Origin of the sequence: Micromonospora polyrhachis, assembly GCF_014203835.1 — a bacterium.
Classification (GTDB): domain Bacteria; phylum Actinomycetota; class Actinomycetes; order Mycobacteriales; family Micromonosporaceae; genus Micromonospora_H; species Micromonospora_H polyrhachis.
This window is the reverse complement of sequence record NZ_JACHJW010000001.1, coordinates 480,842-493,620: the sequence shown is the minus strand read 5'-3', so window position 1 is coordinate 493,620 and position 12,779 is coordinate 480,842. Positions and strand designations below refer to the sequence as shown.

Here is a 12,779-nt window from a genome sequence, read left to right as displayed (position 1 = left end):
GCCACGGTGATCTGCTAGAGACATCTCGCGTTCCGTTTGGCAGGCTGCGTGCCATGACCCTGAAGCTGCGTTCCGCGGCGGTGAGCCACCGTGGCCTGATCCGAAGCGGAAACCAAGATTCGGTGCACGCCGGACCGTGGCTCCTCGCTGTCGCCGACGGGATGGGCGGCATGGCCGCTGGAGATCTGGCCAGTACGATCGCGATCGAGGCGGTTTCACCACTGGACGTGGAGACACCCGAGGACGCTCTGGTGGCGCGGTTGCAGCAGGCGGTCCAGACCGCGAGCGCCCGAATCCGGGCAGCCGTGGCAGAGGACGCGGAGCGCCAGGGGATGGGGACCACCCTGACCGCACTGCTGTTCGCCCGTACCGGGAGTTGCCTGGCCCTGGCGCACATCGGCGACTCCCGGGCCTACCTGTTGCGCGACGGTGTGCTGAAACAGATCACCCGGGACGACACCTTCGTCCAGATGCTGGTCGACGAGGGGCTGATCAGCATCGAGGAGGCGAGCAGCCATCCCCGTCGCGCGGTGGTCACCCAGGCACTGCAGGGTGAGGACGTCGCTCCCACCTACTCGACGATGGTGCCCAGTGTGGGGGACCGGTGGCTGCTGTGCAGCGATGGCCTGTCCAACGTGGTGCGGGCGGACACTCTCGCCGAGGCCCTCATCTCCTACCCGGACCGTCAGGCATGTGCCCAGCGGCTCGTGGATCTTGCCTTGCGGGCTGGCGGGCCGGACAACATCACCGTCGTGGTGGGTGACGTCACCGCCGACGCCGCCGGACCGGTCCCTCGACCAGCTGGTTGATTCCGTCCCGGGCCGAGCGATCGTTGTCGACTCCTCGGAAGGTCACCGGCGGCGCGGCTGGACCCGGCGGGTCGGTACGGCGGTAGTCGGATCCGCCGGCCACGGGTGGCGCGGGTACCGACCCCGTAGCTCCGCCCGGACCTGCGCATAGCCGGTACGCCAGAACGATTCGAGGTCGCTGGTGACCGCCACTGGCCGCCCGGCCGGCGACAGCAGGTGCAGCACCACCGGTACCCGGCCCTCGGCGAGCCGGGGTGCGGTGCGCCAGCCGAAGGTTTCCTGGAGTTTCACCGCCAGGACCGGTGCCTCGGGGTCGCTGTAGTCCACCCGTAGCTGCGATCCGCTCGGCACACCGATCCGCTCGGGCGCGAGTTCATCGAGCCGGGCGGCCTGTGGCCAGGGCAGTAGCCGGCGTAATGCCGCCGCCACGTCGACACGGCTCAGGTCGGCCCGCCGCCGGGCGGTGGCCAGTTCCGGGGCCAGCCACCGCCGGGCGGCGGCCAACAGCGCCTCGTCGGTCACCTCGGGCCACGGATCGTCGTACGCCTGTCGGCAGAAGGCCAGCCGGGCGCGCAGCGAATGCGCTGATGTCGACCAGGACAGCAGGGAGAGTCCGACCCGGTTCAGTCCGTCGAGCAGCGCGTCGACGATCCGCTCCCGCTCGGGTCGCGCTGGTGGCCGGTCTGCCAGGATCAGCGCGCCGAGCCGTTCCAGGTCACGGGCCACCACGTCGTCGCCGGACCAGGCGACCTCCTGCTCGGAGTGGAGCAGGGCGGCACCCGCGGTCCGGGCGGTGTCCTCGTCGATCACCGTGGCCAGGCGGATCTGGGCACCACTGCGACCGGGGGCGCGGTCGGCAACGGCGATCGCGAGCCACCTCGCCCCGATGAGTGCTGAGCCGGGCCGTAGCTCCGCCGCCGTTCCGCCGGCCATCAGGTAGGACGTACCGCCCGGCTGACGGACCAGAGCGAGCCGCTCCGGATAGGCGAGGCCGACCAGTAGTCCAGCGGCGAGGTCGTCGGGTAGCGCCGCCTCGGCGGGGCCAATCTGCCGGGCCGACGGGCCCTGCCGGGGCGACCGGTCGACGACCTGCGCTGCCGCCTCGGCCGCACTCCGGAGGCGACGGGCCTCGGCCCGCCACCGGTCGGTGGCGGCGACATCGACGCCGGACCGTAGCCGTCGCCAGTTCGCCACCAGGTCGTCACCGCCACCGATCCCGACCTCGTCGGAGAGCAGGGCGACGACCTCGGCAGCCCGGTGTGTGCCCACCCGCTCGGCGCCATCCAGTAACGCGCGGGCCAGCCGTGGGTGCGCCCCGACTGCGGCGATGGCCCGGCCGCGCGGGGTGACCCGACCGTCCTGGTCGACCGCGCCGAGCGCCAGGAGGGTCGTCCGGGCCACCCGCAGCGCCGCCGCCGGTGGTGGGTCCGGCAGGGCCAGTCCGGTCGCGTCGGGATGACCCCAGCAGGCGAGCTGCAGCGCGAACGAGGTCAGGTCGGCGACTGCGATCTCCGGCTCCGGGTACGGCGCAAGTCGGTCATGTGCGGGTGCGGACCAGCACCGGTAGACCACCCCCGGTCCCTCCCGGCCGGCTCGGCCGGCCCGTTGGGTGGCCGATGCCTGGGACGCCGGCACGGTCACCAGGGCACCGAGACCACGCCCCAGATCGGTGCGGGCGGTCCGGCTCAGTCCCGCGTCGACCACCACCCGTACACCGGGGACGGTCAGGCTGCTCTCCGCCACTGCGGTGGCGAGCACCACTCGGCGGCGGGCCCCGGGACGCAGCGCGGCGTCCTGGTCCCGACTCGACTGCCGTCCGTGCAGAGGCAACAGGTCGAGGCGGTCGCGCAGGTCGGCCAGGCGTCGGCACACCGAATCGATCTCACCGCCGCCGGGCAGGAAGACGAGCAGATCGCCGTCGGCTTCCCGCAGCGCGCGGCGTACGGTCGCGGCCACGTGGTCGAGCAGCCGAGGGTCCACCCGCAGGCCGTACGGCGGGTCGACCGGACCGGGTGGGGCCCAGACGATCGCGACCGGATGCCCGACTGACTCGGCGCGGATTACCGGTACCGGCTGTTGCGGGGTGCCGAGGATCATGGCGAGCCGGTCGGCCTCGACGGTCGCTGATGCCGCGAGCAGGCGCAGGTCCGGCCGGAGGGCGGCGCGTACGTCGGTGATGAAGGCGAGCGCGAGGTCGGAGTCGAGGTGCCGCTCATGACACTCGTCGAGCAGGATGACGTCGGTGTCACCCAGGTCGGGGTCGTGTTGCAGCCGCTGGACGAGCAGACCGGTGGTGACCACCTCGATCCGGGTGTCCGGTCCGGTACGCCGGTCTCCACGTACCGCGTACCCGACGGTGGCGCCGACCGGCTCGCCGAGGAGTGCGGCCATCCGCCGCGCGGCGGCCCGGGCGGCGACCCGCCGGGGCTGGGCGACCACGATGCGCCCCGCGAACCGTTCGGCGAGGGCCGGCGGTACCAGCGTCGTCTTGCCCGTGCCGGGCGGTGCGATCAGTACGGCGGCCCCGCTGTCCCGCAGCGCCGAGGTCACTGCCGGTAGTACCTGACGGACAGGCAGGTCGGTCGAGGCATCGGCGAGCATCCGGCCAGTGTCGCACCGGGCGGCATCAGGACACGAAAGGACCGGGTGGCCGGCTCCCCCCAGAGCCGGCCACCCGGTCACGATGTGGGTGGATCAGGGGCCGGTTGACCGGCCGCGAGGTGTGGGGTGGATCAGTACGCCTCGCTGAGCTGCCCCCGCAGCTTGGTCAGGGCTCGGGCGAGCAGTCGGGAGACGTGCATCTGGGACACGCCGATCTGCTCGGCGATCTGCGACTGGGTCAGGTTGCCGTAGAAGCGCAGGGTGAGGATGCGCTGCTCACGCTCGTCCAGGGTGGCCAGCGCCGGCCCGAGTGCCACCCGCAGCTCGGCCAGTTCGAACTCGCTGTCCTCGCCGCCCAGCATGTCGCCGAGTTCGGTTGCGCGTTCCCCGTCGCCGGTGGGGGTGGAGAGGGAGACCGCGTTGTAGGCGCGGGCTCCTTCCAGCCCTTCCAGTACCTCTTCCTCGGTGAGGTTGAGGTGGGCGGCGATGTCGGCGACCGTCGGCGAGCGACCGAGCGTCTGGAGCAGGGAGCTGTTGGCCTCGGAGATGCTAAGCCGCAACTCCTGGAGGCGGCGTGGTACCCGGATGTCCCAGGTACGGTCCCGAAAGTGGCGTTTGAGTTCACCGATGATCGTGGGAATCGCGTAGCCGGCGAAGTCGACGCCCCGGCTGGGGTCGAACTTGTCGATGGCCTTGATCAGACCGATCGCGGCGGTCTGAATGAGGTCGTCGGTGGGCTCGCCCCGTCCGCTGTAGCGGTTGGCCAGATGCTGGGCCAGCGGCAGCCATGCCTGGATCGCCCGGTCTCGCAGGCCGGCGCGGGACGGATGCTGTGCCGGAAGTGCGGCCATGGCGTGCAGCAGGTCACTGGCGCTGTCGGTAAGTGCGTTCGGGTCGAGGTCGACGTTCGCATCGCTGGTCCGGGTGGTGGTGGCCCGCTCGGTCGTCGTTGGTGTGGTCATGTTGGTCCTCCCTGCACCCCGTCCACGGAAAAGGAATGCGTACGCATCGCTCGCTAAGCCGTTCAGGGGCAAACCATAACCTGATCGTCCCGCCAAAGTCTAGCCGAAAGTACGATGCGGATAGTTCACTTTATTGAACAAGTCCGACATTCGGGCGAGATGATCTCGCGTTACACAGAGAGGTGGCCGAGTGTCGAAGTAGTCGGGGAGTTTGCTGGCGGAGGAGCTGCGGCGCCGGGGTGGCCGCAGCGAGGTGTCAGCTTTCCGTCGTTGTCACCAACGTGAACGGGACGTAGCGTCTCGGCTACGTCGCGTCCACTGTACGGAGGCATCGTGGATCGTCTCGTCGCCCCGCAACTCGTCGTCAACAGTCGAATGCTCTATTTCGGCTGGTTGCCGGCCGATCCGGCCGCGGTCGCCGCGCTGGTGCCCGCCGGGCTCGTGCCGATGGCCAACCATCAGGTCTTCATGAACCAGTACGTGGTCGACGACGCTGGACAGACTTCGGGATTCGGTGCCTATTCGCTGACGTACCTGGGACCGGATCTCGCCGGTGTCGATGCTCCCGACGGTGTGACGCCGGGGCGGTGGTGGACCCACTACTTCAATTCCAGCCCGGTGGTGCGCGACTACGCCGCCGCCAGGGGCGTGCCGGTGAGCGTGGGGACGACCAGGATCAAGGCCAAGGGCGACCGGTTGGTTGCCGTGACCGAGGTGGCGGGGACGCCGTTGATCCGTACGGTGGCCCGGGTGGGACGGACTGGTCATGCGGTCAATCGCGGCCAGTTGCGCTACCTGACGGAACTCGACGGGCAGAAGATCAGCGGCAACTACCCGTTCGTGGCTGAGCCGGTGGATCCCTTCGAGATCGAGTCGGTGGAGTTCCTGGCCCCTGACCACCCGGTCTACGCGCTCCGGCCGGCAAATCCGTTGGAGATCACCTGGGGCTTCTACTCGCCTCGGTCGTCGTTCGCATACCCCGGGGGCGAGACGGTCCTGGACTGACGACTCCGGCGATGGCGGCCCGATCTCACACCCGTCGCCGGTCGGCCGCGCCGGTTGTCAGTGCCGGTGGGACGACCGGCGACGGAGTGCGTCACTGACAGGTGAAGTTCGTTGACGACCGGCCGCCGGAGAAGGTCACCCGTACGCTGTGGCTCGTCCCCGGGGTGCAGGTGCCGCCAGCGGAGGAGTGGTCGTTGGCGCCGGGCAGCAGTACGCCGTCGTAGTACCAGCGCTGGCTGCTGAGTCCGCTGGGGAGGTAGCAGTCCCAGTAGCCCGTCTCGCTCTCGCATTCGACCAGCGAGGCTGCCGAGGCCGGTCCGGGGACCAGGGCGGCGAATGCCCCGGCGGCCAGGGCCGCGACTGCCCCAGCGACGATGCGTGTGCGTACTGCCATACCGTCTCCCTCTACCACCTGCGAACCATCCGCCGTACCGGCGGTGACCCGGCGACGCCGGACCGTGGCAGCAATGTAGTTAACTGCCGCGATCTCTACAAGGGGTGCCAGTTTTCTTCATGTCCACCGCGCCGAACCGAATCCGGGTCGTCGCTCGGTCAGCCTTCCAACGGAGCGGGCAGCGGTCGGGCGTGCAGGATGTCGAGCCGGGAGACGGCCCGGGTCAACACCACGTAGAGCCGGTGTGCCCCGCGTGGTTCGGCCGCCACGATGGCGGCGGGCTCCACGACGACGACATGGTCGTACTCCAGGCCCTTGGCCAGGGCCGCCGGCAACACGGTCACCCGGGCGGAACCGTCCGCCTGGTCGGCGGTCGTGGTGTCGACCCCGGCCGTGTGCAGTGCTTCGGTCAGCGCCGGCAGCTCCCGGTCGGTAGCGATCACGGCGACCGAACCCGGCTGCTCCAGCGCGACGCGTACGGCCGCCACCGTGGCCGCCGGCAGGTCGGCGACCCGCTCGATGCGCAACTGTCCGTCGGTACGTAGCGAGCGGGACGGTGGCACGTCCACGTCGAGTACGGCGAGGAGCCGGTTCGCCAACCCGACCACGACGGCGGGAACCCGGAAACCGGTGGTCAGCGGCAGCACCGGCGCCTTCGGCTTGCCGAGGTGGACGAGTTGGTCCGGCCAGGTCCGGGCCGCCCACGGGGTGGTCGCCTGGGCCAGGTCCCCGAGCACGGTGAGCGAACCGTGTTCGCTACGTCGGGCGATCGCCCGGCACTGCATCGGGGAGAGGTCCTGCGCCTCGTCGACGACGATATGCCCGAACCCCTCCGGGTGCTCGATCAGTCCGGCGGCCTCGTCGATCAGCACCAGGTCCGCACTGGTCCACACCGCGCTGCGCGCCTTGACCGGTCGCCGCCGGCAGATCGTGGCCTGCTCGTCGGCGGTCAACACGCCGTCGGCGGCCCGGGTGAGCACCGCCGGCTCACCGAGGAGCGACGCGACCAGTTCCTCGGGGCGTACGGCGGGCCACACCGCGTCGAGGAACGCGGTGACCGGACGGCAGCGACTCATCCGGCGTACCCAGGCGGCACCGGGGGTTTCCCGGGTTTCGGCGTGTCGTTGCAGCAGGGCCACCGTACGGGCGCGTAGCCGTTCCCGTCCCAGGCTGTAGGGGAGCCCTTCCCGGCGTACCTCGGCGGTCAGCCGGCGCAGCGCCTCCGTGGAGACCCGCCAGCGGTACGACCCGTCCGGCACGGTCAGTGGTCCGGTCGGTTCGGTCAGGTGGGCGTAGAGCGCGCGGTGCATGACGGTTGCCATCCGTACGTCGTGTTTGACCTCCGCCGCCGACGCGTTGTCGATCGCTCGGGCCGGCTGCCGGGCCGGCTGCCGGGCCAGCAGCTCGTCCAGGGTGGACTGCCTGATGTCGACCTCACCGAGGGCCGGCAGCACGCCCGAGACGTAGCGGATGAAGGCGGTGTTCGGCCCGAGGACGAGCACCCCCGTGCGGTTCAGTCGGCGCGGATAGGTGTAGAGCAGGTACGCCGCTCGGTGCAGCCCCACCGCCGTCTTGCCGGTGCCCGGTGCACCCTGCACGCACAGTGACTCCTCCAGCCCGCTACGCACCAACCGGTCCTGCTCCGGTTGGATGGTCGCCACGATGTCCCGCATCGGACCGATCCGGGGACGCTCGATCTCGGCCGCTACCAGCCCGCTGAGTTCGTCCTCTGCGGGGAGATGCTCCGCCGGTCGGTCCAGGTGCTCGTCCTCGAATCCGGTCAGCTCCGCCGGGAGGTTCCTCCGGGTGGTCCAGCCGAATCGGCGGCGGGTCCGTACGCCCTGCGGATCGGTCGTGCTGGCCTGGTAGAACGCCCGAGAGACGGGGGCCCGCCAGTCGAGCACCAGCGGCGTGCCGGTCGGGTCGGCCAGGTGTCGTCGACCGATGTAGTAGCGCTGTCCGTCGTGCTCGCCAGCTTCCCGGGTACTGCCGAAGTCGAGTCGGCCGAAATAGAGCGGGCTGTCTGGCTCCTCGGCCAGTGCCTTCGCCTGACCACGCAACATCCGGCCGAGGGTTTCGGCCGTGTAGCCGTCGCCAGCGATGTCCGCCCCGGTGGCGACCCGCATCCGGGTGGTGTCCAGTAGCAGGTCCAGCGCCGCCCGTGCGGCGGACAGATACCGCCGTTCGTCGGCGAGTTGGTGGTCGAGTTGATGGTCGTGGTCTGGGGCGGCCGGATCAGGCGTGCGGTGCCGGTGGCGGGTGTCGGGAGGAGTCATGGCGGGCCTTTCGGTGGGCGGACTCGGCCGCAGAAACTTTACTCGGTTAAGAAACTTACCGCGCAAAGTTATTAACCCCGTCTACCAGGTGTTACGGTTTCTGGCGTGCAGACACCGGCCGGGCTTCGTGAGCGCAAGCGGGAGCGCACCCATCAGGCGATCTCGGCGGCGGCGATCTCGCTGTTCCTGACGCGGGGTTTCGACCGGGTCTCGGTAGCGGAGGTGGCGGCTGCCGCGGAGGTGTCCAAGCCCACGCTCTTCAAGTACTTCGAGACGAAGGAGGACCTGGTCCTACATCGGATCGCTGATCACCGGGGAGAGGCCGCCCGAGTGGTGCGAGGCCGGGAGGCCGGCGTGACCCCGCTGGTCGCGCTGCACCGGCACTTCCGTGACGGGCTCGATCGTCGGGATCCGGTGACCGGCCTCAACGACGATCCCGAAGTGCTGGCCTTCCATCGGATGGTCTTCGCCACCCCCGGCCTGGTGACCAGGATCGGGCAGCATGCCGAGCAGGACGAGTTTGTCCTGGCTGAGGCACTCGTCGAGGCGGGCCTGACCGACCTCGTGGCGCGCCTGATGGCCGGCCAGGTGGTGTCCGGGCAACGCATCCTCGCCCGACGCAACTGGCACTGGCTCGCCGACGGGCGCAGCGCCGCCGACGTCCACCCGCAGGCGGTCCGCGACGCCGACCAGGCGTTCGCGCTGCTCCACGCCGGGCTATCCAGCGCCGGGTAGCGCCCGGCCGGCGTCGATCGGCACCGGCTCCGTCGCACAGCGGTGTCCCCGCTGTCGCCACACATCGGCCCCGGTCTTGCCAGATCCGGTTGTCGCTACTTGCTCAGTAAGTACTTACCAAGTAAGTTCCCGATCATGCAACGAAACGCGGTGCGCTGGGGGCTGTTGGCGCTCTTCGCCGACGGGCCGAAGTACGGCTATCAACTCCGAACCGACCTGGACACCCGTACCGGGGGAACCTGGTCGATCAACGTCGGACAGATCTACACGACACTGGAACGACTCGACCGAGACGGCCTGGTCACCGCCACGGGCACCAACGACGAGGGCCGCACGATGTACGCCATCACGGTCGCGGGCCGAGCCGCCCTGACCAATTGGTTCGCCACCCCGATGACCGAGACCGACCGACCCCGCAGCGAGTTGGCGATCAAACTGGCGATGGCCGCGACCGTCCCCGACGTGGACGTGGCGGCGGTCGTCCAGGCCCAGCGCACCGAGTCCATGCGGCAGATGCGCGACTACACCGACCTGCGCCGGCAGGCCAACCGGGATGCTGGCGATCTGACCTGGTTACTGCTCCTCGACCACCTGGTGTTCACCCTCGAAGGTGAGATTCGGTGGCTTGACCATGTGGAGGCCACGGTGCTGCGCCATGCCCGGCAGACCCGGCCCGAGGGTGCCACCACATCAGACCGACCCGAGGTGGCTGCCGCCCCGGACCTCCCCGAGGCACAAGAAACGCAACGGTCGGCGGGGGCAGCCAGGTGAGCGACATCGTCCTACGGTTCGCCAGGGTCAGCCGCGAATACCGGTCCGGTGACGGCGTGGTGCGGGCACTCGACGCGGTGAGTTTCGAGGTGGCAGCAGGGGAAATGGTCGCGGTGATGGGACCGTCCGGCTCCGGCAAGTCCACCCTGCTCGCCCTCGCCGGCGGCCTCGACTCACCCACCTCCGGCTCGGTCTCGGTTGAGGCGATCGAGTTGGGTGGACTCAACCCGACTGCGCTGGCCCGGCTGCGTCGGGACCAGATCGGCTACGTCTTCCAGGACTACAACCTGGTCACCGACCTGACCGTCGCCGAGAACGTCGCGCTGCCCCGGGAGTTGGCTGGCGTGGGCAGCCGGGCGGCCCGGCGGGAAGCACAGGCCGCGTTGGCCGAGGTCGGCATGGACGATCTGGCCCACCGCTTCCCGGACCAGCTCTCCGGCGGGCAGCAGCAACGCGTCGCCATCGCCCGTGCCCTCATCGGCCAACGGCGACTGGTACTCGCCGACGAGCCCACCGGTGCCCTGGACTCCCACACCAGCGAGGCGGTGCTGGAGGTGCTGCGCGACCGGGTGGCGGCTGGCGCGGCCGGCGTGATGGTCACCCACGAACCCCGGTACGCCAGTTGGGCCGACCGGACGATCTTCCTGCGCGACGGTCGACTGGTCGACTCCACCGGTCCCCGGACCGTGCCGGAGCACCTGTTGGGAAGTGACGCGTGACCGGTCGGGCGGCGGAATACGCCGGCTCCTGGCGTACGGCGATCCGGATCGCCCGCCGATCGGCGTGGCGTAACAAGGGACGCAGCACGTTGATCCTGCTGATGCTCTTCCTGCCCGCCTGCGCGGCCACCATCCTGGTCGCGTCTTGGGCCAACCTGAGCGGCACCTCCGCACAGGAGGCGGACTTCAACATGGGCCGCGCCGACCTGATCGTCGACGACGTCGACGGGGTGCTCGCCAGCCTGCCGTCGGGCAGCCGCACACTGCCGTTGGCCACCGGCCGGACCGTGGTCGACACCGTCGACGGCCTGGCCAGCTACGAGTACGAGGCGGTCGATGTCACGGACCCGCTGACCACGAGAAAGTACGTGACGAGGGCCGGAACCGCGCCCCACGGAACAGGCGAGGTCGCGGTGAGCCGGGCGCTGGCCGACGACCTCGGAATCGGGCTCGGTGACCACGTGAACGCCGGGATGCCCCAGCGTCGGATGACCGTGGCCGGGATCATCGACGTGAGCCGGTCACTGAGTTTGCCCGCGTTGGTCGTGCCCGCCGACGCCCCGTTGTCCACCGGCGCCCGGCGGCACCTGATGGTCGACCTTCCCGACAGCGCCTCGACCTGGACACCGCCCGAACCCACCGGCCCTGACTCCCTCATGGTGGGTTCCATGAGCCGGGCCGGGGCGGGGCCGAGCGTGGAGCAGCGGGCGCTGGAGGTCGCCGCCGCCACGCTGGTGACCGCCTTCGCCGGGGCCCAGGTGGTGCTGCTCGCCGGTGCGGCGTTCATGGTCGGTGCCCGACGGCAGCGCCGGGAGTTGGCAACGGTCGCCTCGGTGGGTGCGACCGGCCGGCAGGTGGGTCGGATCGTGCTGGCCGGTGGACTGGTGCTCGGCGCAGGTGCCGCCATTGCCGGTGCGATCGTGGGTCTGCTCACCTTCGAACTGGCCGGGCCGACGATCGAACGGGTCGCCGACCATCCGCTGGTTGACGTCGCGATCCCGTGGTGGCAGGTGACGGTTGTGGCAGCGCTGACCGTGGCGATCGGCCTGCTCGCCGCTCTGCTGCCGGCCCGCAGCGTCGGCCGCCGACCGGTCCGTGCCGAACTGGGCGGGCCCCGCGGCGGGTCCCGCAGCGGCCTGCAAGGGCTGGTCGTGGGACTCGTCCTTGTCGCTGTCGGCACGGTGGCGCTGGTCGTCGCGGCCACCCCGAACGGGCGAGTCGAGCTGATCGCGGCGGGTACGGTCGCCCAACTGCTCGGCGTCGTCGGCTGTGGACCCACCCTGATCCGAGGCTGCGGTCGGTTCGCGGCGAACCTACCCCTGGCTGGCCGGCTCGCCCTGCGCCACGCGGCCCGGAACCAGTTGCGGACCGGAGCGGCCGTGGCGGCCGTCACCGCCGCGGTCGCCGGCAGTGTGGCGCTGACCCTGGTCGGCGCTGCTCAGGGCGAAACCCCGCCGGTACGCTCCGAGGCCCGCCCGGGACAGATCCTGCTACCCGCGCAAGCCAGCGATCTGCTCGGTCCGGACGGGGTACGACGGCTGGCGCAAGCCCTGCCGACCCGGGCGACAACCCAACTTCGACTGGTCGCCGGCTCCCCGGACGGGGAGGTCTTCATCCCGATGCTCCACGACCTGTTCGACGATCCGGAAACGGCCGAGACCCCTGCTGCGATGAACGCCATGGAGCAACGTGGGATCGCGGTCGGTGACGCCGAAACCATTCGGATGGTCACCGGACGGGAGGCCACCGGTGCGGAGCTGGGCCTGCTGCGCCAGGGCGGTTTGGTGCTCTTCAACGACACCCTTATGTCCCAGGACAGCCAGGTCAGCCTGGCCACAAACGGTCGCCAGGACCGGCTACCAGCGATGGTGGCCTCCCGGGGCGAGTACTTCACCAGCCTGCCCGGTGCGCTCATCTCCGAGACCACAGCCGGCCGGCTCGGATACACCGTGACACCGGGCAACCTGGTGGTGGAGACCACGCGAGTGGCCCGCCCGGACGAACTCGCCAGGGCGACCACCGTGCTGCTGCGGGCACAGCTCGACGCCACCCCGGTTCCGGGCGCACCGGTCGAGGTCAAGTTGGCCGCCGGGCGGGTCCGGACCGACGAGACGAACGCGATGTTCTATGTGCTCGCCGCGATCAGCATGGTGATCACGGTGACGGCGAGCATCGTCGCGGTCGGTCTGGCCGCCTCGGAGCTACGCGGCGACCTGTCCACCATGACCGCGGTCGGTGCCACACCCCGGATACGCCGGCGCATCGCCGCCGCGCAGGCCGCTGTGGTGGTCGGCTTCGGGGCCCCGCTCGGGTTGTTGGCCGGGATCGGTCCGGCCGCCGGTTACGTCGCCTACAGCACCGAGATCGACTGGCATACCCCGTGGCGGGCCCTCTTCGCGGTAGTCGTGCTCCCCCCGGTGCTTGCTGTACTGCTCGCCTGGGCGTTCCACCGCAATCGATTCCCGCTGGTACGCCGGACCCACTGAGGTGCTGGCCCCGGAACCTCG

10 protein-coding genes are annotated in these 12,779 nt (G+C 70.5%); 6 read left to right on the top strand and 4 right to left on the bottom strand.

Features of this window, described 5'->3' with window-relative positions:
* Positions 1–53 precede the first annotated feature (53 nt).
* The gene (locus FHR38_RS01875; protein WP_184532218.1) at positions 54–809 is read left to right on the top strand and encodes a PP2C family protein-serine/threonine phosphatase; all 756 of its coding nucleotides are present in this window, start codon (positions 54–56) and stop codon (positions 807–809) included.
* Between the two features lie 42 nt (positions 810–851).
* Here the strand turns inward: FHR38_RS01875 and hrpB are convergent, their stop codons facing one another.
* The gene (gene hrpB / locus FHR38_RS01870; RefSeq protein WP_184532217.1) at positions 852–3,410 is read right to left on the bottom strand and encodes an ATP-dependent helicase HrpB; all 2,559 of its coding nucleotides are present in this window, start codon (positions 3,408–3,410) and stop codon (positions 852–854) included.
* A gap of 131 nt (positions 3,411–3,541) precedes the next feature.
* Complete coding sequence (locus FHR38_RS01865) at positions 3,542–4,372, bottom strand: SigB/SigF/SigG family RNA polymerase sigma factor (protein ID WP_184532216.1); 831 nt, start codon at positions 4,370–4,372, stop codon at positions 3,542–3,544.
* A 333-nt stretch (positions 4,373–4,705) separates the two neighbouring features.
* Here FHR38_RS01865 and FHR38_RS01860 point away from each other — a divergent pair, with 333 nt between their 5' ends.
* Positions 4,706–5,377, top strand: coding sequence for a hypothetical protein (locus tag FHR38_RS01860; RefSeq protein WP_312881723.1), 672 nt, complete (start codon positions 4,706–4,708; stop codon positions 5,375–5,377).
* Positions 5,378–5,468: 91 nt separating this feature from the next.
* Here FHR38_RS01860 and FHR38_RS01855 read toward each other — a convergent pair whose 3' ends face one another.
* On the bottom strand, positions 5,469–5,771 hold the full coding sequence (locus FHR38_RS01855) for a hypothetical protein (RefSeq protein ID WP_184532215.1): 303 nt from the start codon (positions 5,769–5,771) through the stop codon (positions 5,469–5,471).
* Positions 5,772–5,929: 158 nt separating this feature from the next.
* Positions 5,930–8,047: a HelD family protein gene (locus FHR38_RS01850; protein ID WP_184532214.1), complete on the bottom strand. Its 2,118-nt coding sequence runs from the start codon at positions 8,045–8,047 to the stop codon at positions 5,930–5,932.
* A 105-nt stretch (positions 8,048–8,152) separates the two neighbouring features.
* On the opposite strand from FHR38_RS01850, the gene FHR38_RS01845 reads away from it, so the two are divergent.
* The 4 genes from FHR38_RS01845 (at position 8,153) to FHR38_RS01830 (ending at position 12,758) form a co-directional block, all read left to right on the top strand.
* Positions 8,153–8,782 carry a TetR/AcrR family transcriptional regulator gene (locus FHR38_RS01845; protein ID WP_184532212.1) on the top strand — a complete coding sequence of 210 codons (630 nt, stop codon included), beginning with the start codon at positions 8,153–8,155 and terminating at the stop codon, positions 8,780–8,782.
* A 135-nt stretch (positions 8,783–8,917) separates the two neighbouring features.
* Positions 8,918–9,553 (top strand): PadR family transcriptional regulator, encoded by a 636-nt coding sequence (locus FHR38_RS01840; RefSeq protein WP_184532209.1) that lies wholly within the window; start codon positions 8,918–8,920, stop codon positions 9,551–9,553.
* Positions 9,550–10,272 (top strand): ABC transporter ATP-binding protein, encoded by a 723-nt coding sequence (locus tag FHR38_RS01835; RefSeq protein ID WP_184532207.1) that lies wholly within the window; start codon positions 9,550–9,552, stop codon positions 10,270–10,272. The genes FHR38_RS01840 and FHR38_RS01835 overlap by 4 nt, the downstream gene beginning before the upstream one ends.
* Positions 10,269–12,758, top strand: coding sequence for an FtsX-like permease family protein (locus FHR38_RS01830; protein ID WP_184532205.1), 2,490 nt, complete (start codon positions 10,269–10,271; stop codon positions 12,756–12,758). Before FHR38_RS01835 ends, FHR38_RS01830 begins: the two co-directional genes overlap by 4 nt.
* Positions 12,759–12,779: the final 21 nt, after the last annotated feature.

Bases quoted from the DNA above. Each gene is read 5' to 3' on its own strand.
- FHR38_RS01875 (WP_184532218.1), top strand. From the start codon at position 54: ATGACCCTGAAGCTGCGTTCCGCGGCGGTGAGCCACCGTGGCCTGATC.
- hrpB (WP_184532217.1), bottom strand. From the start codon at position 3,410: ATGCTCGCCGATGCCTCGACCGACCTGCCTGTCCGTCAGGTACTACCG.
- FHR38_RS01865 (WP_184532216.1), bottom strand. From the start codon at position 4,372: ATGACCACACCAACGACGACCGAGCGGGCCACCACCACCCGGACCAGC.
- FHR38_RS01855 (WP_184532215.1), bottom strand. From the start codon at position 5,771: ATGGCAGTACGCACACGCATCGTCGCTGGGGCAGTCGCGGCCCTGGCC.
- FHR38_RS01850 (WP_184532214.1), bottom strand. From the start codon at position 8,047: ATGACTCCTCCCGACACCCGCCACCGGCACCGCACGCCTGATCCGGCC.
- FHR38_RS01840 (WP_184532209.1), top strand. From the start codon at position 8,918: ATGCAACGAAACGCGGTGCGCTGGGGGCTGTTGGCGCTCTTCGCCGAC.